This is a genomic window from Microbacterium sp. lyk4-40-TSB-66 (assembly GCF_030209475.1).
Classification (GTDB): domain Bacteria; phylum Actinomycetota; class Actinomycetes; order Actinomycetales; family Microbacteriaceae; genus Microbacterium.
Genome location: NZ_JARVRW010000002.1, coordinates 352990 through 379898 on the forward strand (window position 1 = coordinate 352990; position 26909 = coordinate 379898).

Genomic DNA, 26909 nt, shown 5'->3' on the forward strand with positions numbered 1-26909 from the left:
CAGCCTACGGCGAGGCCGCCGCCTCGGCATCCGATCTCCGGGCGCGTCTGATCGTGAGCCTGTCCTCATCCCGGGCACGAAGGCGCGAGAACGCCGCGGCGAACACGAGGGCGGCTCCGGCACCCACCAGTGCCCCGCCGATCGTGTCCGACAGCCAGTGCGCGTGCAGGTACGTCCGGCTGAAGGCCATCAGCACGACCCAGGCGGCGCCGACGATCCTCACCCATACGTGCGGGAACAGCACCGCCGCCACCACCGCGATCGTCGCCGCGTTCGCCGTGTGTCCCGAGGGGAAGGAGCCGTAGTCGCTCAGGATGAGGATGTCTTCCGGGCGCGCCCGACCGAAGGTCTGCTTGATCACCTGCACGAGCAGGGCACTGCCCACCGACGCGGCGAGGAAGTACACCGCCGACCATCGTCGTCGCGACAGGAACAGCGCCGCCGCGCCCAGGAGGGGCACGATCAGCACCGCGGTGAGATGACCTCCGACGGCGTCCATCACCAGGGCGAACACGAACACCGGCTGCGAGGGAGCCGCGGCGAACAGCTGGTTCCACCACACGTCGATCGCGAACGGGCTCGGTCCGCGGAAGAAGACCCACGCCCCGAGTCCGCACGCGAGGGCGATGAGCACGACACCCACCACGGCACGGAAGCGCTGCGGACGCGTGTCGAGCACGACCTCGATCGCGCTGTCGCCTATCGACCTGTCATCCATCGACTCATGATGCCGTCTCGGACGGCGCCGGGGAATGGTCGCCCGCGCGGGCGGACTCTCGCCGGCGCTCTGCTACTGTTCGCCGCGGTGACCTGCCCGCCACCGACCGCTCAGGGCGCGGGGCGACCCGGCACCGGACGTCTCAGGGCGCGAGGCGACCCGCCGCCGACCGCTCAGGGCGCGAGACGCTCCACCGTGCGAGGGCGCACCAGCGTCCACAGCGCGATCACGCCGATCACGGCGCAGCCGACCATGACCGAGGCCATCGTCGTGGCCGTGATGCCCGACCCGGTCGCGAGCAGTCCGACGAGTGGCGAGATGACACCCGCGACACCGAAGTTGGCGGCGCCGATGATCGACTGCGCCGTCCCCGCCGCCTTGCCGTGCCGGTCGAGCGCGAGCACCTGCGCGCAGGGGAAGGTGAAGCCGCACGCGGTCATGAAGAAGAACAGCGGGATGATCGTGCCCCAGAGCCCCAGTCCGAGCTGGTCGGTGAGCACGATGGTCCCACCCGCGAGCACCAGCACCGCGGTGGACACCGCGAGCACCCACTGCGGCCCGAAGCGGGCGGCCAGCCGCGAGGCCACCTGCACGCCCACGACCACACCCACCGAGTTGGCGGCGAACAGCACGCCGTACTGCTGCGGGTTGAAGCCGTAGGTCACCTGGAAGAGGAACGAGGATGCCGAGAGGTACGAGAACAATCCGCTGAAGGCCATCGCGCCGATGACGAGTACGCCGATGAACACGCGATCGCGGAAGACGCTGCCGTACCGCTGCCAGACGGTCGTGGCGCCCGGGCCGCCGCGGCGAGCCGGCGGCAGGGTCTCGGGGATGAAGATGATCGCCGACACGAGCATCACGGCGCCGTAGATCGCGAGCACCACGAAGATGCCGCGCCAGTTCATCACCAGCAGCAGCGCCGAACCCGCGAGCGGCGCGAGCACGGGAGCGACGCCCGAGACCATCGCCATGCGCGAGAGCATGACGACCAGGCGGCGACCGCCGAACAGGTCGCGGATGATGGCCGCGGCCACGACGCCACCGGCGGCGGCGCCCGCGCCCATCAGCACGCGAGCGACCGAGAGGGTGCCGAGGGTCGGCGCGAGCGCGGCGAAGACGCTCGCGGCCACGTGCAGAGCGGTGACCGAGAGCAGGGGAAGTCGTCGCCCGACCTTGTCGCTGAGGGGTCCGACGATGAGCTGCCCGAGGGCGAAGCCGATCATCGTTCCGGTCAGGGTGAGCTGGATCGCGGCGGCGGTCGTCTGGAAGTCGGCCTCGAGCACCGGGAACGCCGGCAGGTACAGGTCGATCGTGAACGGGCCGAGGGCGGTGAGCGCGCCGAGGAGCACGATGTACAGCGCGCGCCGCGACGACGGGATGGCGTCGCCCGGATGCAGCACGATCGGCGCGGTGGCCGGGTTCTTACCCAGCGTCCGGATGGCCCCGGTGGTGGTGGGGGCGGGGCGCGAGGGCGCGGTGGAGGGGGTGATCACGGGGTGGGAGGAGGTATCGAGCACGCGTCTGGTTTCGTTTCGTCACGCCGGACAGCCCGACGCTGTCGGGCTGAGAAAATGGGGGGATCGTCGAACCTCGAATCGATTCGACCTCGTCATACTATCGCGACTCCCCCACCTGCCACCATCCCGGCTCGGGGGTTCCTCCCAGGCCATAGGCCCATTCGCCCGAATAGGCTGGACGTGTCGGCGGACGCCGATGTGTCCCGCCCCGAAGAGAGACAGAACACAGCGCATGACCTCCCCCTCCGATAAGCGAGCCAGCGGCAACCCCGCCAAGCAGGCTCAGATCGACCTCACCGTCAAGCAGCAGCGCGAGCAGAAACGCCAGGAGAAGCTGGCCGAGTACCAGAAGCAGATGGCGCGTCGCAAGCGCGGCAAGCTCGTGTGGTGGGTCGTCGGCTCGGTGGCATCCATCGCCGTCATCGGCTTGGTCGTGGCGTCCTTCGTCTTCGCCCCCGCCCCCGCGCCCAGCTACGAGGCGGGCAACTCCACGGGGCAGGAGATCGGCGGCGTGCAGACCTTCGAGAACCGCTCCGACCACGTGCAGGGCACGGTGACCTACGAGCAGAACCCGCCCGCGGGTGGCCCCCACAACCCGTACTGGCTCAACTGCGGCGTCTACACCGAGCCCCAGGCGAACGAGAACGCGGTGCACTCGATGGAGCACGGCGCCATCTGGGTCACCTACGACCCGGCGCGCGTCGACGAGGCCGGCATCGATGCGCTGAAGGCCGTCATGCCCTCCAGCTACGTCATCCTCTCGCCCTACTCGGGCATGGACACCGCCGTCGCGGTCAGCGGGTGGAACCACCAGCTCAAGGTCGACGACCCGGCCGACCCGCGCATCAAGGACTTCTTCACCGAGTTCTGGCGCAGTCAGAACGTCCCCGAGCCCAACGCCTCCTGCTCCGGCGCCATCGACGGACCGGGCAAGGCCTGACGTGAGCGACGACGCTCCGGCGGCGCGTCCCGCGGTCCGTTGGATCGTCGTCGCGGTCGTCGCCGTCGCGGTCGTGGCCGTGGCCTTCGCGATCGGGCGCTTCACGGCGTTCGGCGCGACGGCCGCGCCCGCGCACCCCTCGGAGACCTCGGCCGATGCGGGCTTCGCCCGCGACATGCAGGTGCACCACACGCAGGCGGTGCTCATGGCGATGGAGATCTACCGCAAGACCGACGACGACGAGCTGCGCACCCTCTCGTACGACATCGCCACCGGCCAGGCCGGTCAGCGCGGCGAGATGTACGGGTGGCTCGTGGAGTGGGGCCTGCCGCAGGCGTCGTCGCAGCCGCTCATGACGTGGATGGAAGCCTCGGGCGAACACAGCCACGGCGACACCGCGGCGCTGACGCAGAAGCAGTTGCTCGAAGAGATGGGAATGGCTTCGGATGCCGAGCTCGATGAGCTGCGCACCCTGCAGGGTCAGCCCGCCGACTGCCTGTTCCTGGGGCTGATGATCCGGCACCACCAGGGTGCGATCCCCATGGCGCAGGCCGTCATCGAACTCGGTGACGACCCGCGGGTGAAAGAGGTCGCCGGCACGATCGTCAGCGGGCAGTCCGCCGAGATCGACGCGATGCGCGACATCCAGTCGCGCCTCGGCTGCAGCGCCTGACCCGCCGGATCCCATCCCGCCCCGGGATCCGCTGCGCACGCGTCATCGCTCCGCGCCCGGCCGTTCCGTGCGAGCCGTCACCCGCGGCACCCCCCCTCCGCCGGCCCCGCGCTCCCGCCGGCCCCGCGCTCCCACTCCGCCCACGCATAAACGCGATCCGTGCGCGGAAACACTCCGGCAGCGTGTTTCCGCGCACGAACAGTGTTTATGCCCGGTTCCCAGAGTGGCGCGAGCCGTCGCCCACTCCGGACCGCCCCGCGTGCGTGCGAACACCGACGCCGCAACCTCCGCGGGGAGCCGACGCAGCGGCATCCCCCTCCACCGGCCCCGCACCCCGCCGCACTCACGCATAAACGCGATCCGTGCGCATAAACACTCCGGCAGCGTGTTTCCGCGCACGAACACTGTTTATGCGTGAAGCCGTCACGCGCCCCGCCACGCACGCGCACCCCACTCACGCGCATCCCACGCACGCGCCCCGCCATGCACGCGCCCCGCCATGCACGCGCACCCCAAGCGGCCGCCCCTCCAAGCCACCACCCCCACGAACGCCGAAGGCGCGGCATCCGATCGGATGCCGCGCCTCTGGCGTGAGGTCGGGCCTCAGCCCTTCGTCGCGCCCGCCAGCAGGCCGCGCACGAAGAAGCGCTGCAGCAGGAAGAACACGATCAGCGGGACGAGGATCGAGATGAACGTTCCCGCCGACTGCAGGAACCACTGGTCGCCCCAGGTGCCCGACAGCGAGTTCAGCGATTGCGTCAGCGGCAACGATGACGATGGCGCGAAGATCGTCGCCACGAGCAGGTCGTTCCACACCCAGATGAACTCCAGCACCGCGAACGAGGCCAGGGCGGGAGCCGCCAGCGGCAGGATCAGGCGGAAGAAGATCTGCCCGTGCCCGGCGCCGTCCACGCGTGCGGCCTCGATGACCTCGGCGGGGATCTCGGCGATGAAGTTGTGCAGCAGGAAGATGGCCAGCGGCATCGCGAAGATCACGTGCGCGATCCACACGGTGGCGAAGCTGTGCTCCACACCGCGCAGGTCGAAGCCCGGGAAGATCGTCACCTCGTTGATCGTCAGTCCGCGCGAGAACAGGCTGAGCAGCGGCACGAGGGCCATCTGCAGCGGCACGATCTGGAGCGCGAAGATGAAGATGAAGAAGAAGTTCCGGCCCTTGAAGTCGATCCAGGCGAACGCGTACGCGATGAGCGACGCGACCGCGAGGGCGAACAGCACGACCGGGATCGTGATCGCCAGCGAGTTCAGGAACGACTGCGCCAGCGTCAGGGCGGTGCCGCCGGACGTAAGGGCGAGCCGGTAGTTCTCCAGCGTGAACGCCGGGTCGACGAAGACCGTCCACCAGCCGGTGGACTGCGTGTCGGATCCGGGACGGAACGACGTGATGAACAGGCCGAACGTGGGGATCGTCCAGAAGAAGGCGATCACGATCGCGGCGATCGTGGCGCCCTTCGAGGTCAGGCGCCTCCGCGCCATGGCCTCGTGCTTGCGCGTGTCGCGGGCGACCTGACGCGCGGTGCGGGTGTCGGTGGTGGGTTCGAGCACCACGGTGGAGGTGGTCATCGCACTTCCCTCTGCTTCCGGATCTGGCGCACGTTGAAGATGATCAGCGGCAGCACGAAGACGAACAGCACGACCGCCAGCGCTGCGGAGTGCCCATAGCTCTGGAACCGCTGCTGCTGGTTGACCATCTCGAAGGCGAGCACGGTCGAGTCGTTGCGACCGCCCGTCATGACGGCGACGATGTCGTAGATCTTCAGCGCGCCGATCGCGATCGTGGTGAGCACCACGATGAGCGACGACCGGATGCCGGGGACGGTGACGTTGATGAACCGCTCCCAGGCGCTCGCCCCGTCGAGCTCGGCCGCTTCGTTCTGCTCTGGCGGGACGGCCTTGATGGCCGCCGACAAGATGACCATCGCGAGGCCCGTCTGGCTCCAGATGAACACGACCACGAGCAGGAGGGTGTTCACCAGCGGAGCCGCGGACAGCCACGAGATCGGTTGCCCGCCGAAGGAGGTGACGATGGCATTCAGGATGCCGAGCTGGTCGCCCTGGCGGAAGTCGTAGACGAACTTCCAGATGATGCCCGCGCCCACGAACGAGATCGCAAAGGGCATGAAGATGAGCACCTTCAGGTACTTCTCCCCCGCGGCTCGGTCGATGAAGACGGCGTACGCGAGACCGATGGCGGTCGCGATGGTCGGTGCGAGCAGCACCCAGATGAGGGTGTTGATGACCGACCAGAAGCCCTCGGGGTTCGTGAACGTCCAGATGTAGTTCTCGAGGCCGACGAAGTTGTCCCCGGTCTTGTCGAAGAACGACTGGAAGAAGGTGGTGATCGCCGGGTACACCAGTCCGAGCAGCAGGAGGATCGCGGCGGGTGCGGCGAACAGGATCAGCTGGAACAGGTAGCCCGCGCCCTGGCGGGAGCGGTAGTCGGCGTAGAAGAGGATCGCGCCCAGGATGATGGCGATGCCCAGCACGTAGACCACGGCGTTCTGGTACGGACGCAGCAGCATGAACGCCAGCACGGGGATGGCGAAGCACGCCGCCAGCCGCAGCCAGAAGTAGCCCTTGCCCGATCGCGGCGCGTACTCGATGAGCAGCAGCAGGATGCCGACGACGGCGCCGAATGCCACGAGGACGATCGGGATCTGCACGATCGGGCTGAGTCCACCGAGCCAGATGAAGAAGCTGTTGAGCGAGAAGCCGAGCGTGGTGGGCTTGGTCTCGGCGGGTGCCCGCGTGACCATGAAGAGGAAGAGGGCCACCACGAGGATGAGGCCCACGATGACCACGAGGAGCGTGGTGCGGTGCGCGGTCGCGGAGCCGCGTGACGCGGGCTTCCCCCGGCCGGTCGGCGGTGGTGACGCCGTCGGCGTCGTCTCCGCGTTCTTGATATCGGTCATGACGTCCCTCCCGAACACGCCTTCGTGCTCATCGATCAGTGCCCGGATGACGCGTCGGGCGGGTTAGAAGTATGGACCGGATGGGCCGCCCGCACAGCGGGCGGCCCATCGATCGGTCGGCGTCGATCAGTTGTCGTAGCCGGCCTGGATGTCGCTGAGCACCTGGTCGGTGGGCGTGCCGTCGATCCAGCTGACCATGCCCTTCCAGAAGGAGCCCGAGCCGACGGTCGCCGGCATCAGGTCGGAGGCATCGAAGCGCAGGGTGGTGTTGGGGTCCTGCAGCGTCTTCATCGCCTCGGTGAGGAACTCGCTCGAGGCGAGCGAGGGATCGGCACCCTTGTTGGCCGAGATCACGCCGCCCAGCTTGACGCGGGCGTCGGCGAACTCGGGCGACGACATGTACTCGACGACCTTCTGCACGCTCTCGTCCTCGGAGAAGGCTGCGACGAACTCGCCGCCACCCTCGACCGCGAGCTCACCCTCGGTCACACCGGGGGTCAGGAACGCGTACACGTCGCCATCGGGGGCGATGGTCGGGGTCTGACCGGCGGCGTTGGTCACCGTCAGGAAGTTGGCCGACAGGAACGACGCCTGGTGCGTCATCGGGCAGCTGCCGTCGGCCACCTTGGCGGCGACGTCGGCGAACGCGGTCGAGTTGATGCTGCTGACGTCACCGAAGCCGGCGTTGACGTACGACGGGTTGAGGAGGATGTCGCCCACCGCGTCGAACGCCGCCTTGATCTTCGGGTCGGTGAACGGGACCTCGTTGGCCACCCACTGGTCGTAGACGTCGGGGCCGGACAGGCGCAGGACCATGTCCTCGACCCAGTCGGTTCCGGGCCAGCCCGACGCGGCGTCGGAGGCGAAGCCCGCGCACCACGGAGCGGCGCCGGTCTTCTGCTGGATGGTCGCGGTCAGGGTCATCAGCTCGTCGAGCGTCTTGGGGACCTCGACGCCCCACTCGGCGAACTTCGCCGGCGAGTACCAGACGTAGCCCTTGAGGTTGGCGAGCATGGGGGCGGCGTAGAACGTGCCGTCCTCGGTGCCGTACGACTTCCAGTCCTCGCCCCAGTACTCGTCGACGTTCGACGAGACGGCGTCGGACGCCGCCTGCACTTCGCCCGTGCCGATGAGGGTCTTCAGCAGGCCCGGCTGCGGGACGATCGCGATGTCGGGGGCGTCGCCACCCGACACCTTCGTCACGATGTTGCCCTCGAAGCTCTTGTCGCCGGTGTAGACGACCTTGATGCCGGTGTCCGCGGTGAACTGCTCGAAGCTCTGGTTCAGCGCGTCTGCTTCGGTACCGGTGATTCCGCCGGAGATGCGGACCGTGGTCTCGCCCCCGCCCGATGCGCTCGTGCCGCCGCTGTCGCCTTCGGCGCAGCCCGCGAGAGCGATCGCACCGACCGCCAGCAGCCCGACAGGCGCCAGCAGGCGAGTCCGCTGTGACATACCCATGTGGTCTCTCCTCTTTGAGTTCTGTGGTGCTCCGGATCCCGTCGGGAACCGATTCCAGGTAACCGTAGAGGCAATCCATAAGACTCGCAACCCGCCGTTGATCACGAACGGATAACTAGCGGAATGACGCCGATCGACGCACCCCCGCGGCAGCAGGAACCGGTTCCACTTTCGGCCGATGTCGGATATTCTTCTTCGACGTCGACACGGGCGTCGACAGGGGACGAGGAAGACCACGAATGAGCGGAATCGCCGAGGTGGCGCGCCTGGCGGGCGTGTCCAAGTCGACCGCCAGCCGCGCCCTCACGGGCGGTGGCTACGTCTCCGACGGCACGCGCCAGCGCGTCGCCGACGCGGCGGCATCCCTCGGATACGTCCCCTCCACGAGCGCCGTGAGCCTGGCCACGGGCCGCACCCGCACGATCGCCCTGATCGTGCCGAAGGTGAACCGGTGGTACTTCGGTGCGATCGTCGAGGGCGTGGAGCGCACCCTCATCCCCCTCGGTTACGACGTCACCCTGTACGTCGCCGAACCCGGCTCGCGCGACCGGGAGAGCCTGTACTCGACCTACTTGGCGCGAAAGCGCTTCGACGGCATCATCGCGGTCGCGCTCGAGCCCGACGACGCCGACCTCGAGCGCCTCGCCAACATCGGCAAGCCCGTCGTCAGCATCGGCAACGCGCTCTCCGGCGTGCCGACGCTCGGGCTCGACAACATCTCTATCACCCGCATCATCACCCAGCACCTGATCGCCCTGGGCCACACCGACATCGCCTTCGTCGGCAGCACTCCCCCGACCGACGCGCCCGCGAAAGACGTCGACGAACGCTCCATCGGCTACCGCAACGCCATGAACGACAACGGCCTGGCCGTGCGCATCCGTAATGTCCCCTCCACCTTGACCATCACCGATGCGTACGCCGCGGCGGCCTCGTTCCTCGCCGACGCGGCCTCGCGCCCGACGGGGGTGGTCGCCGCGTGCGACGAGGTCGCGATCGGCGTGATCATCGCCGCGCGGCGCATGGGGATCTCGGTGCCGACGGAGCTGAGCGTCGTGGGCATCGACGGCCACGACTACGCCGAGATGTTCTCCCTCACCACCGTCGAACAGTTCCCCCTGGCCCAGGGCATCGCGGCGACGCGCATCCTCGTCTCGATGATCGAGGGTACCGGCGAAGCCCCGCGCCGCACCGAGGCCGAGACGCGCCTCGTCGTTCGAGCGTCCACCGCGCCCCCGCGTTCCGCCTGAGACGGACAAGACCCCGGATGCCGTGGCATCCGGGGTCCTCGTCGCACGGTGGATCAGTCGGCCTGGCGTACCGCCCGGCGACGAGCGAGCACACCGAGTCCGAGCAGCGCGAGCGCCGCGAGGACGCCTGCGCCCATCCAGCCCGCGTCGGTGCCGGTCACGGCCAGGGAGCCGCCCTTGCCCGACGAGCCGCTGTGACCTGCACCGCCTCCGGAACCGGGGGCCGAACCGTCGCCACCGCCGAGGACGCCGACCTGGATCGGGACCGTCACATCGGTACCGCTCGGCTGAGCGACGAGCTGCAGCGCGACCTCGCCTGTGGCGTCGGCGGGAACGGCGAGGGTGACCGTCGCCGCCCCGTTCGCGACGGGGAAGTCGGCGGCCGCCCCGGCCCCGGCCGTCGCACCCCACGTCGCCGAGAGCGACGTGTTGGCCGGAGCTCCGAGCGAGGTGAGGTCGAGGTTCGAGACCGAGACGGTGGCGTCGCCGCCGGGCACGACCTGAGCGGGCACACCCGAGACCTGCACCGCACGCGCGGTGAAGTCGGGGGTGAGGCCGGGGTTCGCCTCGAGGTAGTCGATCCACCCGTCGCGGTCGATGAGGCCGGAATCACGCGTGTCGGCGCCCTGTCCGAGGACGGCGAACGCGTCACCGCCCTGCAGGAGGAAGCTGAACGAGCCGACCCGGTAGGTAGCCGCCGGGTCGACGGGAGCCCCGTCGATCCAGATGCCGGTGATTCGTTGACCCAGGCCCCGCGCGACGTCGTACGTGACGCGCACATTGTCCGAGACGCCGAGGGCGAGATCGCGGTCGCGGCCCGCCGTGTCACCCCACTGCTGTTCGAGGGCGAGTCGCAGCTGCTCCCCGGTCAGCGTGGTGGTCCACAGGTTGTTGACGAAAGGCAGCACGGCGTTCGCCTCGGCCAGGGTGATGACCCCGTCGCCCGCGTAGAGGAGTTCCGCCCGCAGACCGCCCGGGTTCACCAGCGCGATCTCCGCCCCGCCGCGCGTGGGGTCGGCCAGGGTGTCGCGGAGGGCGTCGGCGACCAGGCCGCCGAGAGCCGACTGCTTCGAGCGGTCGTCGCGCTGGCCGCCCGTGTAGACGCCGTCGACGTACGATCCGCCGCGGAACGCGGTGGTGATGTCGGCGGTGACCGACCCGACCGGCTGCGCACCGACGCGGTCGGCCTCGGCGCGCGCGAGCGTGACGATGCGGTCGACCTCCTTCACGCGCGGGTAGGCGGCGATCAGCTCGGCATCGAGCGCGGCGCTGTTCGCCGCGGTCTGCGCGGGATCGTTCGGCACGGTCGCCGACGCGAGGCGGGCGACGTTGCGGGCGGAGTAGTCGACCACGGCACCGTTCTCGCGGTCGACGGTCAGCACGATCTCACCGATGTTCTCGCCGTAGCTTCCGGTCTGCACGATCGGGCGTGTGCCCTCTCCACCGGGAAGGGGAGCGTCCCACGCGTACTTCTGGTGGGTGTGACCGGTGAAGATCGCGTCGACCGTGGCATCCGTCTCGTTCACGATCTTGGCGAAGGCGCCGCCGGCGGCCACCGCTTCTTCGATCGTCTCGCCCGTGGAGTCGCCCTCGGCGGCACCCTCGTGGTACTCGGCGACGATGACGTCGACCTCGTCCTTGATCTCGGCCACGACGCGGTTCACCTCGGCGACGGGCTCGCGGAACTCGATGCCCTCGATGCCGCCCGGCGAAACGAGTTGCGCCGTCTCCTGCGTGACGGCGCCGATGATGCCCACACGCACTCCGTCGACCTCGAAGATCGCGTACTCGTCGAGCAGGGGCTGCCCGTCCTTGTAGACGTTGGCCGCGAGATAGGGGAAGTCGGCGGAGTCGGACACGCGACCGGTGAGGTCGGCGGCGCCCTTGTCGAACTCGTGGTTTCCCGCGGCGGATGCGGCGAGCTCGAGCGCGTTCAACACCTCGATGGTCGGCTCGTCGTCGAAGTACGCCGAGGCGAAGAGCGACGCGCCGATGTTGTCTCCGTTGGAGAGGAATAGCGTGTTGTCCTCACCTCCGGCTGCGCGCAGCTGCTCGATGGTGCCGGCGAACTTCACCGTGTTGGCGTCGATGCGACCGTGGAAGTCGTTGATGCCGAGCAGGGTGATGTCGGTGGTCTCGGGCCCGAGGTCGAGCCCCACGATCACCGGGTCGTGATCGCTGGAGCGGTATGGCGAGGCGTCGTAGAAGTTCCGCACGTTGTAGTTGTAGCGGCTGTATTCGAGCGCGAGTGCCTCGACGGCGTTGATGTTCCAGATGTCGGTTCCGGTGACGAGCTCCCGGGCCGACGGCGACGCCAGCACGTGGTCGAGCGAGCCGGACTGACCGCTGAACGAGTACGAGTACTTGCCCGTGCCCGCTTCGAGCGGCTCGAAGCCGTACTCGCGCAGCTTCTGGATCGGGTCCTCCTGCGTGTACGCGTTGAAGTCTCCGAGCAGGAACACGTCGTCGGTGCCCACGTCGGCCGAGCGGGCCGCCGCGAACTTCCCGAGGGCGTCGGCCTGGCGCACGCGGTCACCGTTGAAGGCGCCCTGGATGCCGTTGGCGTTGTCGCCGGTGGCGGCGGGACGACTGTCGCCCTTGGACTTGAAGTGGTTCACGATCGCGAGGATCTTGGCATCCGGATGCTGGACCGGAGCGAAGGCCTGCGCGAGCGGCTGACGGGCGTTGCGGAACGCCGGGTCGTCGAGGATGACGCTGTCACCGGACGGTGCGACCACGGCCTTCTTGTAGATGAAGGCGGTGCGGATGACGTCTTCGGATGCCGGGAGCACGGCGGGCGAGGGGACGAACGCCCACTGCGACGAGCCGAGCGCGGCATTGAGCGCGTCGACGAGGGTGGACAGCGCGGCATCCCGGTCCTCGCCGAAGACGGCGGAGTTCTCGATCTCCTCGAGCGAGACGACGTCGGCTCCGAGTCCGTTGACGGCGGCGACGATCTTGTCCTGCTGGCGCTTCAGATTGGCGTCGTTCGCCGCACCGCGGGGCCCGGGAGCGGGGCACGTGTCGGCCGTGATCGGGTTGCCCTCGCGGTCCTTGTACGTCGAGGTGCAGCCGACGCTCTCGGCCGTGGTGGTGAAGTAGTTGAGCACGTTGAAGCTCGAGATCTTCACGTTGCCGCCGACGGCCGCCGGGGCATTGGTTCGATCGTTCGCGAACGTCGCCGGCTGCACGGTGGCGGCGTTGTCGACGGTCAGCTGCTGGGTCGGCTGGAACTTCCACGCGTTGTTGCGGAAGTCGAGGATGACCGGCGTCGCGAACGACACCGGCGCGCCGACGCGTACCGGCTCGGTGAGCGAGAGGTACGGCAGCGGGATGCCCTTGTTCGCGTCGTTCAGGAAGTTGATCGACGCACCGTCGTCGAGCACGACCGCTCGCGCGTTGTTGTCGGCGACGGCCGCGACGTACTCCGGGCTGTCGGGGCGGGCGACGTCCGTGGGGGTGCGCAGCGGCGTCGTACCGGCGGCGAGACCCACCTCGGCGTACTGGTTGGTCGAGTAGGTGTTGGTGACGGTGAAGTCGCCCTGGGGTTCGAGGAGCATGCCCTCGAAGCGCTCGCGCTCCTCGTCGGTCTTCGGCCAGGTGATCTTCGCGGGGCGCACCTCGGCCGCCTGTTCGGTGAGGATGCTGACCGAGGGGGCGTCGACGGTGATCTGCGTCTGTCCGGAGAATTCGCCCGCCGTACCGGTGACCTCGACGTGCTGGCCGATCGCGACCTCGGCGGTCGCGGCGGAGCCGTAGACGAAGATCGCGTCGGACGCGGTGTGGGTGGCGGGGTCGAGCGGGCCGCCGGTGCCGGGGGTCTGGATGAAGAACCCGTTGTAACCGCCCGTCGGGTACGCGGCGGTGACGACACCGCGCGTGGTGACGGTCGCGCCCGCGAGAGGCGTCGTGGCGCCGGTGCCCTGGATGTCGCGGATCGGCGTGACCGCGCCCGGGGTGACCGTCGGCGCGGGCGTGGGCGTTGCCGTCGGCGTTGCGGTCGGGGTGGCCGTGGCGGTCGGCGCGGGCGTCGGCGTCACCGCGCCCCCCGAGCCCTGCGGCGTCACGGCGGTGGTGTTGGTGAAGTCGAGGGAGTTGTCGTTCGTGTCGACGAAGTCCGTGCGCACGAGCGCGTTCGCAGTTCCGTTCGGCCCCTCGACGGTCGCCGCCTGCGTCTCGTAGCTGGAGGCGGTGCCGTAGCCGAGGAAGTCCACCACGCGGCCGTCGGTGACGGAGCCGGCGGGCAGGGCGAGCGATTCGGTCACGTTGGCGAGGAACAGCTGCCCGTTCGTGCCGGAGGGGTTCAGACCCGTGCTGGTGACATCGGCCGCGGGAAGGCCGGCGCCGTTGGCGCCGTTTCCGGGTATACCGATGAGGTAGTAGCCGCCGGGGGCGATGGATCCGGTCAGCGGCTGCGTGTTCGCGCCGGTCGGGGCGTCCACACTGCCCGCGGAACGATACTGCAGCGACCATCCGCTGAGGTCCTGCGCGGTATCGCCGGCGTTGTACAACTCGACGAACTTCTGGTTGAAGAAAGCACCGGCGCTTCCACCCTTCAGGTAGGCCTCGTTGATCACCACCCGCGGGCCGTCGGCGGCGAAGGCCGGGAGCGGGACGAGGGCGGAACCGAGCAGAGCGGCACCGAGGGCGGCGCTCAATGCGGTCGTGAAACGGCGTGCGGGCACGCGGGATGAAGCGATGGGCATGAGTCTCCAGGTACCGACGCGCGAACGATCGACGTCGGATGGGGGGATCGACGGGGGTTCACAACGACCGTAAACGATGGGCATACGGTTTTCCCAGGCTTCAACGTTTCGATCTGGTGAACATCGGTCCCTCGACCCGTGAAACCGGGTACCACGCTTCCCGTGCCGTCCGAGAGCCGACCACCGCGCCGCACGAATGCGGCTCCGTCGACAAAGACCCGGATGCCCGCGGCAACTCGGGTCCCTCGGCTGACAACGACGAAGACCCGGATGCCAGTGGCATCCGGGTCTTCGTGTATCGCGTTGCCGCGACCGCGTGAAGCGTTATTACTTCAGGGTCACCGTGGCGCCGGCACCCTCGAGCGCCTCCTTGGCCTTCTCGGCGGTCTCCTTGTTCGCGCCCTCGAGCACGGCCTTGGGAGCACCGTCGACGACGGCCTTGGCCTCGCCGAGGCCGAGCGAGGTGAGCTCGCGGACGACCTTGATGACCTGGATCTTCTTGTCACCGGCGGCCTCGAGGACGACGTCGAACGAGTCCTTCTCCTCGACCTCTTCGGCGGGGGCGGCGCCACCGGCGGCGGGGCCTGCGGCAGCCACGGGGGCGGCGGCGGTGACGTCGAAGGTCTCCTCGAACGCCTTGACGAACTCGGACAGCTCGATGAGCGTGAGCTCCTTGAACGCGTCGAGCAGCTCTTCGGTGCTGAGCTTAGCCATGTTGTATCTCCTTGATCGGGTTAATCATCCGGGGCCGGGTCAGGCCGCGGTGTCCTGCTTCTCGCGCAGCGCGTCGACCGTGCGAACGGCCTTCGACGGAAGCGCCTGGAAGACGTATGCCGCCTTGGTCATCGTCGCCTTCATCGCGCCGGCGAGCTTCGCCAGCAGGACTTCACGGCTTTCGAGATCGGCGAGCTTGTTGACCTCATCCGCGGTCAGAGCGGCGCCATCGAAGTAGCCGCCCTTCACCACGAGCTGAGGGTTAGCCTTGGCGAAGGCACGCAGGCTCTTCGCGACGGCGACGGGGTCGCCGTGCACGAACGCGATGGCGGACGGGCCCTTGAGCTCGTCATCCAGTCCCGTGACCCCCGCGTTGTTCGCGGCGATCTTGGTCAGCGTGTTCTTCACCACGGCGTAATCCGCGTCCTGACGGATGTCGTTGCGCAGCTGCTTGAGCTGGGCAACCGTCAGACCGCGGTACTCGGTCAGCAGAACGGCGGTCGAGTTCTCGAAGTTCTTCGTGAGCTCGGCGACCGATGCATCCTTCTGCGCCATGGCCACTCCTTGTGTGTACGAGGCGCTCCGCGATGGCGGGGCGCCGGCCGAAGACACCGGGTCTGGGCAAAAAAGAAGAGCTCCGGCGCAGGCGCACGGAGCTCGGATTCCCTTTCGGGAGGAGTTCAAGTGACCTGCGTAGGTTCTCTGCTTCTCAGCAGACGCTTCGACCGGAGTGCGAGCACTCCGATAACCGACGGTCTTTGGCTTGCCCCCACTGTACCCGACCCTCGCCCCCTTCGCCAATCCGCCCCCGCCGCGCCCGCCCCCGCCGCGCCCGCCCCCGCCGCGCGCGCACCGCCGCCCGCCCCGCCCCCGGCCTCCGCGCCGCGTCCCCCGCTCTCGACGCCGAGATGACCCTCGATCACCGAGATAACCCGCCGTTCGCGCGAATCGCGGGTCATCTCGCGCATCTCGGGTCATCTCGGCACCCCGGCGGGGCCCACGGCACGCGCTCAGCGTGGAGGGCGAATGCCGAAGGATGCGAGGCGGGCGGCCAGCGTCTCGGGTGTCCGCACGTCTGCGAAACCTCCTCGGCACAGCCGCCACTGCGTCGCGCCCCGGATCCAGTCCTCGCGGCGCTTCTCGTCGAGCAGGACCGTCTCGACGGATCGACCACCGCGCATCGCGGCATCCCGATACTTGACCTCGCCGTCGAACTCCCAGAAGGTGCGCACCTCGCGCAGCCCGATGTCGACGAAGTAGTCAGCCCCTCGCGGACCGGCGACGGCGATCTGAAGGTCGATCTGCCGGAACCCGATGCGATGGAGCTGCAACCGGCTGATGCTCTCACCGGGCAGTTCGGCGCGACCGTCGGCGAACTCGATCACGCGGCGCGCGCGACGGACCCCGCGTCGACCCGACGCCTGATCCGCTCGATGGCGTAGACGTTCCCGCCATCGCTCCTGCGCCGCGGCATCGAACCGGCGCCCCGACACCGCCTCACGCCGGAGCGCCGCATCGGCGCAGGCCAGCGCCATCTCCACCGACGCCGTGCGTGCGACGTCGAACACGGTCCGGTCGAGGCTGGTGCAGGCGACACCGCCGATCGACACGACATCGCCGTCGGGGAGCGCATCCAGGTGACGTCGCAGCCCGTCACGACTGGACCCCCCGACGGGCCCCGCGAGCGTGACCTCCACCTCGCGGTCGCCGAAGCGGTACTGCGGCAACCCGTGGAGGACCGCCGCCGAGAGATGGGACACCACGGCTGACCCACCGCGCATGCACCGGGACGCCGCATCCAGGGCGATCTTGTGCCTCTCCACCGGCGGCCGCGCGAGATGCACTTCACGGTCGACGTACGCGCCGGATTGCAGACGCAGCCAGGGGCCACTCCGAGAAGCGAGCGCGAGAACACCGGCGGACACGCCGCGGGACAGTAGCTCCTCCCGAGTGAAGAGCCCCTCGCCCACGCCCCTCGCCGCCCGCTCTTCCCGCTCCATCCGTCGATGCTGCGGCATCCTGCACCGCGAGCGCTCGCTCTCTCCCCCTGTGGAGGAGGGGTGACGCCCGATCGCCGCTGCGCCGAGATCACCTCCGCCTGCCGAGATGACCCGCCTTCTCGACCAATCGCCGGTCATCTCGCGAAAAGACGGTCATCTCGGCACCCCGCGGCAACCCAGCGACAGACGTCAGGAGATGCGCGGCTCGGGCAGCAGGGCGCGGGTCATGCGCACGATCCGGGACGGCGTGCGGGCGCCCAGCCAGACCGTGCAGACCGGGTCGTCGCCGCAGGCCCACTCCGCGCACCAGGCGTGGATCGCCTGCGCGAGACGTTCGCCGCGCGGGCGGAGCCCGCCGTCCAGCGACCGATCCAGCCAGCTCACCCGTCCCTCGCGGGCGTCGATGACGCCGACCTGGTCGGATCCGCACACCTCCACCAGCACCGTCACGTGCGCGGACGGCGACAGAGCGGCGGCGATCCGTCGCATCTCGGGGAGGTTCCGTGCGTCGCCGCCCAGCAGCACCGCGCCCTCGAGATCGCACCAGCGACCGCCGTCGGGGCGGCGCAGCGAAGCGGCATCCGAAGTCATGCCCATCAACTTAGGGCACCCTTACCTGCATGACAAGACCCCGGATGCCGACGCGCCGAGGTTCGCATACGGTCCACGCGCGAGCGGGGTTAGGGTCGAACGCATGTCCCCCGAGTTCGTCGCCTCCCGAAGCGCCGACCTCGACGCACGGATCGTCGCCGACTCCCGCGATCGAGTGGCCTGGATCCGCGCGCGATCCCGCGGCATCACAGCGACCGACGTGGCGACCCTCACGAGCCCGAACGCGATCTCGCGAGCGGCGGATGCCAAGCTCATGGGCTCGAACTTCTCGGGCAACGCCTTCACCGCGCACGGTCGTCGGCGCGAACCCGAGATCGCCGCCTGGGTCGCGGCGACGCACGGCATCCGCCCCTCCTCCGCGCTGTACCACGCGGTCGTCGAGAAGCGTCACCTCGCCACTCCCGACGGCGTCGTCGTCGACGGCGAAGGACGCGTCGTCCTCGCCGAGATCAAGACCACCAACAAGGCGTGGCGCTCGATCCCCCGCACCTACATGCGGCAGATCTGGTGGCAGCAGCACGTGCTCGGCGCCGAGCGCACCCTCGTGGCCTGGGAGCAGCACGACGGTTTCGTCCCGCTGCACGACGAACCCCGCTGCCAGTGGATCGACCGCGACGAGCGCGAGATCGGCAAGCTCGTCAACCTGGCGACCTCCCTCATCGACGAGCTCTACCGCCGCACGATGCAGACGCGCCAGCCGCGCCCCGAGCCCGTGCGCCCGGAACCCACGGAGAGGTATCGCGCCCTCGCGCTCCTCGATTGATAGTTGACGCAAGTCAAGCAATAGGCGTATCGTTGACATCAGTCAACTAATCGCGCCATCGTCGTCGCGGCATCCGTCCCCCACGTGGAGTTCCGCATGACAACCACTTCCCCTGAGACCGCCGCCCCGCGGCGCGTGCTCCCGGCCCTCATCGGGCTGCTGCTCGGCACCTTCGTGTCGATGCTCGCCTCGACCGTCGTCTCGACGTCGCTGCCGGTCATCGTGCACGACCTGTCGGGCGACCAGAACGCCTACACCTGGGTCATCACGGCGACCCTCCTCACCACCGCGATCTCGACCCCCATCTGGGGCAAGCTCGCCGACCTGTTCAACCGCAAGGTGCTGATCCAGGTCGCGATCGCCATCTTCGTGCTCGCCACCGCGGCCGCCGGGTTCTCGCAGAACACCGAGATGCTCATCGCCTTCCGCGCGGTGCAGGGCCTGGGTGCCGGCGGTCTCGCCGCCCTCAGCCAGGTCATCATGGCCGACATCATCAGCCCCCGCGAGCGCGGCCGCTACATGGGCCTGTTCGGCGCGGTCATGGCCGTCGCGACCGTGGGCGGCCCGCTGCTCGGCGGCGTCATCACCGACGCCTTCGGCTGGCGCTGGAACTTCTTCGTCGCCCTCCCCTTCGCCGTCGCCGCCCTGCTCATCCAGCAGCGCACGCTGCACCTGCCGGTCCGCGCGAAGCGCAAGGTCAAGATCGACTACGTCGGCATCGTGCTGCTGTCGACAGCGGTGTCGCTGCTGCTGATCTGGGTGACCAACGCCGGCACCTCCTTCGACTGGGCGAGCCTCGAGACCACCCTCATGGTCGGTGGCGCCGTGCTGGCAGCGGTCCTGTTCATCGTCGTCGAGCTCCGCTCGTCCGAGCCGCTCGTTCCTCTCACCCTCTTCCGCGACGCCACCTTCACACTCGCCACGATCGCCTCGATCGCGACGGGACTGGCCATGTTCGGAACGTCGGTCTTCCTCAGCCAGTACATGCAGATGGCCCGTGGCGCCACGCCCACCGAGGCCGGCGTCATGACCATCCCGATGATCGGCGGCCTGCTCGTGGCATCCATCGTCGTCGGTGCCCTGATCTCCCGCTTCGGTCGCTGGAAGCCGTTCCTCATCGCCGGTGGAGTGCTGCTGATCGCCGGATCGTTCCTGCTGTCGACCATCCACTACGACACCAACTTCGCCCTTGTCTCGCTGTACATGTTCCTCCTGGGCGCGGGCGTCGGCATGACCATGCAGAACCTCGTGCTCATCGTGCAGAACACCGCCGACCCCGCCCAGATGGGAGCCGCGAGCTCGGGGGTGACGTTCTTCCGCAGCCTCGGCGGCACGATCGGCGTCTCGGTCATGGGTGCCGCTCTCGCCAGCATGGCGACGAGCCTGTTCACCGACCGCGCGGCAGACCTGCAGGCGGCGATCATGGGTCTGGGCGCGAACGGCGCCGCCGTGGCCCAGTCGCTGCAGTCCGGAACGATCCCGCAGGTCTCGGCGCTGCCCGAGAGCGTCCGCATCATCGTCGAGGACATCTACGCGCAGTCCATCGCCCACTCGTTCCTCATCGCGGTGCCGGTCGCGGTGGTCAGCCTCGTCGCCATCCTGTTCCTGCCGAACCGTCCGCTGACCCGCATGACCACGAGCGAGCGCGTGGCGGCGAGCGAAGCCGACCTCGCGACCGTCTCCGTCCCCGCGGCCATGGCCACCCTCTCCGCGACCGGATCGGTGCGGACCCTGGATGCTTCCACCGACCCCCGTGCCGGCGACGGCGCCCTCGCCGCCACCGGTTCGGTCAGGACCGTGGATGCCGCGACCTCCCGCCGCACCCACCGCGACGCCGAGATGGGAGAGGATGGCTGACGTGATGAGCGACGTGACCGATGACCGCCGAGTGGCCGTACAGGCCCTGGAATCGTCGTTCTCGGAGCTCATGACCGTGTTCCGCCGCTTCGTCTCCGAGGCGGCGGAACGCGTGAGCCCCGGAATGCTCCCGGCCACGTTCAAGGCTCTCTCCGTCGTGAGCCGGTTCGGGCCGCTGACCCTCTCGGCCCTGGCCGAACGCCTGGCCGCCGACAAGGGCTTCCTCAGCCGGTCGATCACCGAGCTCGAGGAGCTCGGGCTCGTCACCCGCACCCCCGACCCCAACGACGGCCGCTCGCGCCTCATCGCCGTCACCGAGCTCGGCCATCGCCGGCTCGCCGACGCGCGCGCTCCGCATGAGAGCCGACTCTTCGAGGCCATCGCCGACTGGTCGATCGACGACATCCGCCACCTCTCGACGCTGCTGCACGCGCTGGCCGTGGGAGAGGTCCCGGCGCGGGACTGAGGTCTTCGACCCTGCGGCGCGCCCCGGTGGTGGGCGCGGCCCGGACGGACGGCCCTCGACGGGTGCCGGCGGCGGCACCCGCCGGCACCGTGGCGCGCACCGCCGTGGCGGGGTCGGCCACTCCGTGCCGCCGCCGCTGGCGATGCCTCTGCCGCCGCCGCCCCACGCTGCCACTACCGCCTGACGCTGCCGCTGCCGCTGCCGCTGCCGCTGCCGCTGCCGCTGCCGCTGCCGCTGCCGAAGCAAACTCGCCGATCGGGCTTCGCGACACGGTGACGGCGGCGAAACACCATCGAGACAATGACGCGCTTGACTGGGATCGTCGGGGCGGAGCCGCCTCGATTGCGAACACCCGCGAGAGAGAGCGCCCGATGAGATTCCGATCGACGCGTCCCGAGGCCGCCCTGCACCCCGCTCCCGCGGTGCCCGAGACGATGCGTTCGGTGGTCTACGACGCGCCGGGCGCAGCCGACGTGCTGCGCATCGCCGAGACCGCGGTGCCCCAGCCGGTGCTGAGCGAGGTGCTCGTGCGGGTGGTCGCGGCGGGCATCAACCCGATCGACGCCAAGACGCGCGCCGGACGCGGGATGTCGGCATCCATCGACGCGTGGCCCGCGGTGCTCGGACTCGACGTGAGCGGTGTCGTCGTGCGCGCCCCCTTCGACGCGCACCCGTTCCCGGTCGGGACCGAGGTGTACGGCATGGCCGCCGTCCCCCGCACGGCGGGCACCTACGCCGAGTACGTCGTCGTGCCGACCCTCTCGCTCGCCCGTAAGCCGCTCTCGCTCTCGCACGTCGAGGCCGCCGGAGTGCCGGTCGCCGCCCTGACAGCGTGGGGGCTCGTCGTCGAGACGGCCCTCGCGCATCAGGGGCAGCGCATCCTCATCCACGCGGGAGGTGGCGGAGTGGGTCACTTCGCGGTGCAGTTCGCCGCGTACTTCGGCGCGCACGTCATCGCCACCGGGTCGCCGCGCAATCTCGCGTGGCTCCGCGAGCTCGGTGCGTCGGAGGTTGTCGACTACACCTCGACGCGGTTCGAAGACGTGCTGGACGACGTCGACGTCGTCATCGATCTCATCGGCGACGTCTCCGACGACACCGGCACCCGCTCGCTCGAGGTCCTCCGTCCGGGCGGGCTGCTCATCGAGGTCCCCACCGGCGCGTGGCCGGGATTCCGCGAGGCGGCCGCCGCGCGCGGCATCCGTTGCACCGACTACAAGACGATCCCCGACGGCAGTGCCCTCGCGACCATCGCGCGCCTTCTGGATTCCGGCGCGGTGCGGGTCTACGTCGACCGGGTGTTCGACCTGGCCGAGGCGTCCGCCGCGCACACGGAGCTCGAACGCGGGCACACGCGCGGCAAGATCGTGCTGCGGGTCAGCGGCGACTGACCTCACGCCGCGAGCACGCGACGCCCCTCGCCGACGATCTCGTCGGCGATGTCGTCGAGCAGCGGAGAGGTGAGGTTCCACTGCTGCCAGAACAGCGGCACGTCGACCGGATCCTCGCCCAGGCGCACGAGCGCACCCGATGCCAGGCCCGCGGCGGACTGGAAGCCCGGCAGAAGACCCCAGCCGAGACCCAGCTCGATCGCGGTGGCGAAGTCCTGGGATGCCGGCACCCGGTGTCGCGGCGGCCCCACCACCGCCACATCCCGCCGGGCGAGCCAACGCGATTGGAGGTCGTCGCGCCGGTCGAAGTCGACCACCGGCGCAGAGCCCAGCGCGTCCGGGTGAGCGCCCGAGGGGAACCACCGCGTCGCGAAGTCCGCCGTGGCCACCGCCTCGTAGCGCAGAACCCCCAGCCGGCGCACGCGGCACCCGGCGACCGGGGCCTCTCGCGAGGTGACGGCGGCCATCACCGTCCCCGATTCCAGCAGTCCCGCCGTGAAATCCTGGTCGTCGCGGTGCAGGTCGAACACGACGGGGCGGCGGGCCGCGACCCGGGCCAACGGCGGCAGGAACCAGGTGGCGAGCGAGTCGGCGTTCACCGCGAGGGGGACGGATGCCACCGACCCTCCCTCCGCGCCCATCGCGGCGAGCGCGTCGTGCTCCAGCAAGGAGAGCTGGCGCGCGAGCCGCACCACCGCATCCCCCGCCTCGGTGGTGCGCACGGGCTTCGAGCGCACGAGCACGACCCGTCCGAGCTGATCCTCGAGAGCGCGAACCCGCTGACTCACCGCGGAGGGGGTGATGTGGAGGCGACGGGCGGCGGCATCCAGTGTCCCCTCCTCCACCACGGCGGCGAGGGTGCGGGCCAGATCGAGCGGAATAGACATGAAGCGATGCTAATGGTCCTGCAGAATCTTGAGCTGGTCTTCTGAACGCTGTCGCCCTACCGTCGGAACGTGCTCACTCCCCTGCTCGCCGGCCTCGGCCTTGGCTTCTCTCTCATCGTCGCCATCGGCGCTCAGAACCTATTTGTGCTGCGGCAGGGCGTGCGGCGCGAGCACTTGCTCGCCGTCGTCGCGGTGTGCGCGCTCTCCGACGCCATCCTGATCCTGCTCGGCGTCTCGGGGATCGGGCTCGTGCTCCAGGCCGTGCCGTGGCTGATCGTGGTCGTGCGCTGGGCGGGGGCGGCGTTCCTCGTCGGCTACGGAGTGCTCGCGGCGCGGCGGGCCTTGCGTCCCAGCGGCGAGACCCTGCGCGTCAACACGGGGACGCCCACGACGACGGATGCCGGGGGCACCGCGCTCCGCACCCGCACGACCCTCACCGCCACCGTGCTGACGTGCCTCGCGCTCACGTGGCTCAACCCGCACGTGTACCTCGACACCGTCTTCCTGCTCGGCTCCGTGGCATCCACGCACGGAGAGGACCGCTGGGCGTTCGCGATCGGCGCCTGCATCGCCAGCCTCGCGTGGTTCTCGGCGCTGGGGTTCGGCGCACGCTACCTCGGCCGCTGGCTCGACACCCCGCGCGCGTGGAGGATACTCGACGCCGTCATCGCCGTGGTGATGTTCGCCATCGCCCTCTCCCTCGTTCTGCCGCACTGACGCGGCGGGGCCGGCACCGGGGGCTGCCCGGGTCGCGGCCGTCGATCCGTCGGGCGCGGTCCGAGATTCGGGGCGCGATCCACCGTTCGGGGCGCGACCTCGGGCCTGGGGCGCGATCCGCCGTTCGGGGCGCGACCTCGGACCTGGGGCGCGATCCGCCGTTCGGGGCGGGACCTCGGACCTGGGGCGCGATCCGCCGTTCGGGGCGGGATCCGCCCGCCCCGAACCGCCGAATCCGCCCCGAACCCGCGGGATCCCGCACAGATCGCGAGTCGCTCGGCGAGAATGACCGCATGCGAGCGGTGACGATCACGGTGCACGGGCGAGTGCAGGGCGTCGGCTTCCGCTACGCCCTGCAGAACGAAGCGCAGCGCGCGGGCGCCCGCGGCTGGGTGCGCAACCGTCGAGACGGCTCGGTCGAGGCGCTCATCGCCGGGGATGCGGCGACCGTCGACAGCGTGATCGCCTGGGCCCATGACGGACCACCGTCGGCGGGGGTCGACCGCGTCGACGCCGAGGAGAGCAGCGAGACGCCTCCCGACGGCTTCGAGATCCGCGCGACGGCCTGACCAGACGCCGCGGACGGGGGCGGGCTCATCGAACGCGGAGGATGAGGCGAAATTCGCATCTTCCGGCGAGAATCCTGCGAGATCGGCGCGATTCTGTGTGATTCAAGCGGGGCCCGAGTGGCCGGCTGGAACCCCGGCCCGCAGGTCGGTGAGGACCTCCGCAGCGTCGTCGAGACGCGCGAGAGCCGCCGCCTGCCCGGCCCACAGCGACACCAGATCGGCGTCGCCCGACGCGGTCGCCGCGGCACGGAACACCCCGGTGAGCCAGTTCTGCGCGGGAAACGGTGCGATCATGCCCGACGCCTCGAGCTCGCGCATCGCGCGGTTCGGGATGCCACGGGCCAGCCGTCCGCTCATCGCCCGCGTCAAGACCGTGTCGGTGTCGGCGGACGCGGTGATCGCCGCCCGATGACCGTCCGTCGCGGCGGACTGCCGGGTGCGGAGGAACGCCGTGCCGACCTGCACACCCTCGGCCCCCAGTGCGAACGCCGCCGCGACGCCTCGTCGGTCCGCGATTCCACCCGCGGCGATCACCGGGATGCCGACGGCGTCGACGACCTGCGGTACCAGCGCGAACGTACCGACGAGCGAGTGCGCCGGGTCGCGGAGGAACGACACCCGATGTCCTCCCGCCTCCGACCCCGTCGCGACGACGGCGTCGACGCCGGCGGCCTCGAGCGCCACGGCTTCGGCGACCGAGGTGGCTGTTCCGACGACCCGTATGCCGAGTGACGCCGCGCGGGCGAGGGTGTCGGCATCCGGGACCCCGAAGACGACGCTCAGCACGTCGGGCCGGGCGTCGAAGACCGCGTCGAGCTGGGCGGCGAGGGTCGGCATGAAGGATGCCGGGGGCAGGGGCGGGGTGACACCGGCGGCCGCGAAGAGCGGGGCGGCGGCGGCGACGAAGGGGGCGACGTCGACATCAGCGGGTGTGACCTCGTCACCGCGGGGCCACCACAGGTTCACCGCGATGCGGCCCGTCGTCGCCCGGCGCAGCGCCGCGACCGTGTCGTGGACGCGTTCGGGCGCGTAGCCGTACAGCCCGAACGAACCGAGACCGCCGCCGCCGCTGACGGCCGCGGTCAGCGCGACGGACGAGAGGCCACCGAACGGGCCGAGGACGACGGGCGTGTCGATGCCGAGCAGATCTTCGAGGCGTCCCATGCTCCGACGCTACTCCCGGCGGGGCGCTAGGCGGTTTCGTCCGACGCGGGATCAGGGCCGTCGAGAGGACGCAGCAGACGATTCAGGAAGCGCCGCGTGCGCTCCTTCTTCGGCTGCCGCAGCAGCTCCGAGGGAGCTCCACGCTCGACGATCACACCCTCGTCGAAGAACAGCACTTCGTCGGCGACCTCGCGGGCGAAGCCGAGCTCGTGCGTGACGATGACCATGGTCCACCCCTCGTTCGCGAGTTCGCGCAGTACCGTCAGCACCTCCCCGACCAACTCGGGGTCGAGGGCGCTGGTGGGCTCGTCGAACAGCAGCAGCTGCGGCTCGAGGGCGAGCGCGCGGACGATGCCGACCCGCTGCTGCTGACCGCCCGACAACTCGGACGGGTAGGCGTTGCGCTTCTCCGACAGACCGACGCGCGCCAGCAGCCTCTCGGCCCGCTCCCCCGCCTCAGCCCGAGACACGCCGTGGGCCTGCACCGGCCCCTCCATGACGTTCTGGATCACCGTCAGGTGCGGGAACAGGTTGTGGTGCTGGAACACCATGGCCGAGCGATCACGGAGCGCCGTCCGATCGCCCTTGGTGACCTTCGCACCGAAGTCGACGCGTGGCCCTCCCTCGAACGCCACGACTCCGGCATCCGGGGTCTCCAAGCCGTTCAGGCAGCGGAGCACCGTCGTCTTGCCCGACCCCGACGGCCCGATCAGCACGAGCACATCACCGCGGCGCACCTCGAGATCGACGCCCGCGAGCACCTTGTTCGTCCCGAAGCTCTTCTCGAGCCCCGTGACCTGCAGCAGAGGGTTCTCAGTGGGCGACATGGCGGTCCAACCTCTTCTCGAGGGCGTTCTGCCCGAACGACAGCACCAGGCAGAACAGCCAGTAGATGAGCGCCGCCTCCAGGTACACGGCCATGAATTCGTACGAGAAGGCGGCGATGTTCTGGGCCTGGCGGAACAATTCCGTGACCAGGATGAGGGATGCCAGCGAGCTGTCCTTCACGAGAGAGATGAAGGTGTTCGACAGGGGCGGCACCGACACGCGCGCGGCCTGCGGCAGGATGATGCGCGTCAGCGTCTTGGTGGGCGAGAGTCCGACGGTGTGGGCCGCCTCCCACTGTCCGCGGGGGACCGAGAGGATGGCCGCGCGGATGATCTCCGCCGCATAGCCGCCGACGTTGAGCGAGAAGGCGATGACCGCCGCGGGGAACGGGTCGATCGTGATGTTCAACGACGGCAGGCCGTAGAAGATCACGAACAACTGCACCAGCAGCGGCGTGCCGCGGATGATCGAGATGTAGAACCGGGCGATCCCCGACAACACCACGTTGGGCGAGAGGCGCAGCAGTGCCATGAGCAACGCGATCATGAGACCGATCGCGAACGAGGCCAGCGACAGCGGGATGGTGCCCCGCAGCCCCGCCAGAACCATCGGCCAGAACGAGTCGAGCAACAGCGTCCAGATGTCGTTCATGGGCCTCCTTCCTCCTGCGGGCGTGCGGCCCGGATCCTGCGCGCGGGTGCTCGCGCACACGCGGACGCGGACCGACCGACTCCCACGCTAGGGGC

At 69.7% G+C, this 26909-nt stretch carries 24 protein-coding genes; 10 read left to right on the forward strand and 14 right to left on the reverse strand.

Features of this window, described 5'->3' with window-relative positions:
- Nucleotides 1–4: 4 nt before the first annotated feature.
- The gene (locus tag QRO03_RS03765) at nucleotides 5–718 is read right to left on the reverse strand and encodes a phosphatase PAP2 family protein (RefSeq protein ID WP_285136184.1); all 714 of its coding nucleotides are present in this window, start codon (nucleotides 716–718) and stop codon (nucleotides 5–7) included.
- A gap of 173 nt (nucleotides 719–891) precedes the next feature.
- A complete protein-coding gene (locus tag QRO03_RS03770) occupies nucleotides 892–2238 on the reverse strand; it encodes a multidrug effflux MFS transporter (protein ID WP_285136185.1) in 1347 nt (448 codons plus the stop codon).
- A 232-nt stretch (nucleotides 2239–2470) separates the two neighbouring features.
- On the opposite strand from QRO03_RS03770, the gene QRO03_RS03775 reads away from it, so the two are divergent.
- Both QRO03_RS03775 and QRO03_RS03780 read left to right on the forward strand, forming a co-directional pair.
- Nucleotides 2471–3178, forward strand: coding sequence for a DUF3105 domain-containing protein (locus QRO03_RS03775; protein ID WP_285136186.1), 708 nt, complete (start codon nucleotides 2471–2473; stop codon nucleotides 3176–3178).
- A gap of 1 nt (nucleotide 3179) precedes the next feature.
- Nucleotides 3180–3851, forward strand: a complete 672-nt coding sequence (locus tag QRO03_RS03780; protein ID WP_285136187.1) for a DUF305 domain-containing protein — start codon at nucleotides 3180–3182, stop codon at nucleotides 3849–3851.
- A 603-nt stretch (nucleotides 3852–4454) separates the two neighbouring features.
- On the opposite strand, the gene QRO03_RS03785 is transcribed toward QRO03_RS03780, so the two are convergent.
- The 3 genes from QRO03_RS03785 to QRO03_RS03795 all read right to left on the reverse strand — a co-directional run bounded on the left by QRO03_RS03785 (nucleotide 4455) and on the right by QRO03_RS03795 (nucleotide 8239).
- Nucleotides 4455–5432 carry a carbohydrate ABC transporter permease gene (locus tag QRO03_RS03785; protein WP_285136188.1) on the reverse strand — a complete coding sequence of 326 codons (978 nt, stop codon included), beginning with the start codon at nucleotides 5430–5432 and terminating at the stop codon, nucleotides 4455–4457.
- Nucleotides 5429–6781, reverse strand: a complete 1353-nt coding sequence (locus tag QRO03_RS03790) for a carbohydrate ABC transporter permease (RefSeq protein WP_502882999.1) — start codon at nucleotides 6779–6781, stop codon at nucleotides 5429–5431. The genes QRO03_RS03785 and QRO03_RS03790 overlap by 4 nt, the downstream gene beginning before the upstream one ends.
- A gap of 126 nt (nucleotides 6782–6907) precedes the next feature.
- The gene (locus tag QRO03_RS03795; protein WP_285136189.1) at nucleotides 6908–8239 is read right to left on the reverse strand and encodes an ABC transporter substrate-binding protein; all 1332 of its coding nucleotides are present in this window, start codon (nucleotides 8237–8239) and stop codon (nucleotides 6908–6910) included.
- 239 nt (nucleotides 8240–8478) lie between these two features.
- Here QRO03_RS03795 and QRO03_RS03800 point away from each other — a divergent pair, with 239 nt between their 5' ends.
- Nucleotides 8479–9489, forward strand: a complete 1011-nt coding sequence (locus QRO03_RS03800) for a LacI family DNA-binding transcriptional regulator (protein ID WP_285136190.1) — start codon at nucleotides 8479–8481, stop codon at nucleotides 9487–9489.
- A 53-nt stretch (nucleotides 9490–9542) separates the two neighbouring features.
- Here QRO03_RS03800 and QRO03_RS03805 read toward each other — a convergent pair whose 3' ends face one another.
- Nucleotides 9543–14195: an ExeM/NucH family extracellular endonuclease gene (locus QRO03_RS03805; protein ID WP_285136191.1), complete on the reverse strand. Its 4653-nt coding sequence runs from the start codon at nucleotides 14193–14195 to the stop codon at nucleotides 9543–9545.
- A gap of 116 nt (nucleotides 14196–14311) precedes the next feature.
- Between QRO03_RS03805 and QRO03_RS03810 the strand changes: the two genes are divergently transcribed.
- Nucleotides 14312–14515: a hypothetical protein gene (locus QRO03_RS03810; RefSeq protein WP_285136192.1), complete on the forward strand. Its 204-nt coding sequence runs from the start codon at nucleotides 14312–14314 to the stop codon at nucleotides 14513–14515.
- A 7-nt stretch (nucleotides 14516–14522) separates the two neighbouring features.
- On the opposite strand, the gene rplL is transcribed toward QRO03_RS03810, so the two are convergent.
- The 4 genes from rplL to QRO03_RS03830 all read right to left on the reverse strand — a co-directional run bounded on the left by rplL (nucleotide 14523) and on the right by QRO03_RS03830 (nucleotide 17500).
- Nucleotides 14523–14909 carry a 50S ribosomal protein L7/L12 gene (gene rplL / locus QRO03_RS03815; protein ID WP_285136193.1) on the reverse strand — a complete coding sequence of 129 codons (387 nt, stop codon included), beginning with the start codon at nucleotides 14907–14909 and terminating at the stop codon, nucleotides 14523–14525.
- A gap of 39 nt (nucleotides 14910–14948) precedes the next feature.
- Nucleotides 14949–15464 (reverse strand): 50S ribosomal protein L10, encoded by a 516-nt coding sequence (gene rplJ / locus QRO03_RS03820; protein WP_285136194.1) that lies wholly within the window; start codon nucleotides 15462–15464, stop codon nucleotides 14949–14951.
- Nucleotides 15465–15919: 455 nt separating this feature from the next.
- Nucleotides 15920–16672 carry a hypothetical protein gene (locus QRO03_RS03825; protein WP_285136195.1) on the reverse strand — a complete coding sequence of 251 codons (753 nt, stop codon included), beginning with the start codon at nucleotides 16670–16672 and terminating at the stop codon, nucleotides 15920–15922.
- Nucleotides 16673–17098: 426 nt separating this feature from the next.
- Complete coding sequence (locus QRO03_RS03830) at nucleotides 17099–17500, reverse strand: SIP domain-containing protein (protein WP_285136196.1); 402 nt, start codon at nucleotides 17498–17500, stop codon at nucleotides 17099–17101.
- 103 nt (nucleotides 17501–17603) lie between these two features.
- Between QRO03_RS03830 and QRO03_RS03835 the strand changes: the two genes are divergently transcribed.
- From QRO03_RS03835 to QRO03_RS03850, 4 genes are all read left to right on the forward strand, one after another.
- Nucleotides 17604–18284 carry a YqaJ viral recombinase family protein gene (locus tag QRO03_RS03835; protein WP_285136197.1) on the forward strand — a complete coding sequence of 227 codons (681 nt, stop codon included), beginning with the start codon at nucleotides 17604–17606 and terminating at the stop codon, nucleotides 18282–18284.
- A 96-nt stretch (nucleotides 18285–18380) separates the two neighbouring features.
- The gene (locus QRO03_RS03840; protein WP_285136198.1) at nucleotides 18381–20141 is read left to right on the forward strand and encodes an MDR family MFS transporter; all 1761 of its coding nucleotides are present in this window, start codon (nucleotides 18381–18383) and stop codon (nucleotides 20139–20141) included.
- Between the two features lie 4 nt (nucleotides 20142–20145).
- On the forward strand, nucleotides 20146–20607 hold the full coding sequence (locus QRO03_RS03845) for a MarR family winged helix-turn-helix transcriptional regulator (RefSeq protein WP_285136199.1): 462 nt from the start codon (nucleotides 20146–20148) through the stop codon (nucleotides 20605–20607).
- 371 nt (nucleotides 20608–20978) lie between these two features.
- Entirely contained in the window at nucleotides 20979–21998 is a 1020-nt protein-coding gene (locus QRO03_RS03850; protein ID WP_502883000.1) for an NADP-dependent oxidoreductase, read from the forward strand.
- A 2-nt stretch (nucleotides 21999–22000) separates the two neighbouring features.
- Here QRO03_RS03850 and QRO03_RS03855 read toward each other — a convergent pair whose 3' ends face one another.
- Nucleotides 22001–22885: a LysR family transcriptional regulator ArgP gene (locus QRO03_RS03855; protein ID WP_285136200.1), complete on the reverse strand. Its 885-nt coding sequence runs from the start codon at nucleotides 22883–22885 to the stop codon at nucleotides 22001–22003.
- A 69-nt stretch (nucleotides 22886–22954) separates the two neighbouring features.
- Here QRO03_RS03855 and QRO03_RS03860 point away from each other — a divergent pair, with 69 nt between their 5' ends.
- Together QRO03_RS03860 and QRO03_RS03865 are read left to right on the forward strand one after the other, a co-directional pair.
- Complete coding sequence (locus tag QRO03_RS03860; RefSeq protein WP_285136201.1) at nucleotides 22955–23602, forward strand: LysE/ArgO family amino acid transporter; 648 nt, start codon at nucleotides 22955–22957, stop codon at nucleotides 23600–23602.
- A 293-nt stretch (nucleotides 23603–23895) separates the two neighbouring features.
- Nucleotides 23896–24171: an acylphosphatase gene (locus tag QRO03_RS03865; RefSeq protein WP_285136202.1), complete on the forward strand. Its 276-nt coding sequence runs from the start codon at nucleotides 23896–23898 to the stop codon at nucleotides 24169–24171.
- A 102-nt stretch (nucleotides 24172–24273) separates the two neighbouring features.
- Here QRO03_RS03865 and QRO03_RS03870 read toward each other — a convergent pair whose 3' ends face one another.
- The 3 genes from QRO03_RS03870 to QRO03_RS03880 are packed head-to-tail and all read right to left on the reverse strand — an operon-like array spanning nucleotide 24274 to nucleotide 26814.
- Nucleotides 24274–25335 carry an NAD(P)H-dependent flavin oxidoreductase gene (locus tag QRO03_RS03870; protein WP_285136203.1) on the reverse strand — a complete coding sequence of 354 codons (1062 nt, stop codon included), beginning with the start codon at nucleotides 25333–25335 and terminating at the stop codon, nucleotides 24274–24276.
- 26 nt (nucleotides 25336–25361) lie between these two features.
- The gene (locus QRO03_RS03875) at nucleotides 25362–26162 is read right to left on the reverse strand and encodes an amino acid ABC transporter ATP-binding protein (protein ID WP_285136204.1); all 801 of its coding nucleotides are present in this window, start codon (nucleotides 26160–26162) and stop codon (nucleotides 25362–25364) included.
- On the reverse strand, nucleotides 26149–26814 hold the full coding sequence (locus QRO03_RS03880; protein ID WP_285136205.1) for an amino acid ABC transporter permease: 666 nt from the start codon (nucleotides 26812–26814) through the stop codon (nucleotides 26149–26151). Before QRO03_RS03880 ends, QRO03_RS03875 begins: the two co-directional genes overlap by 14 nt.
- Nucleotides 26815–26909 lie beyond the last annotated feature (95 nt).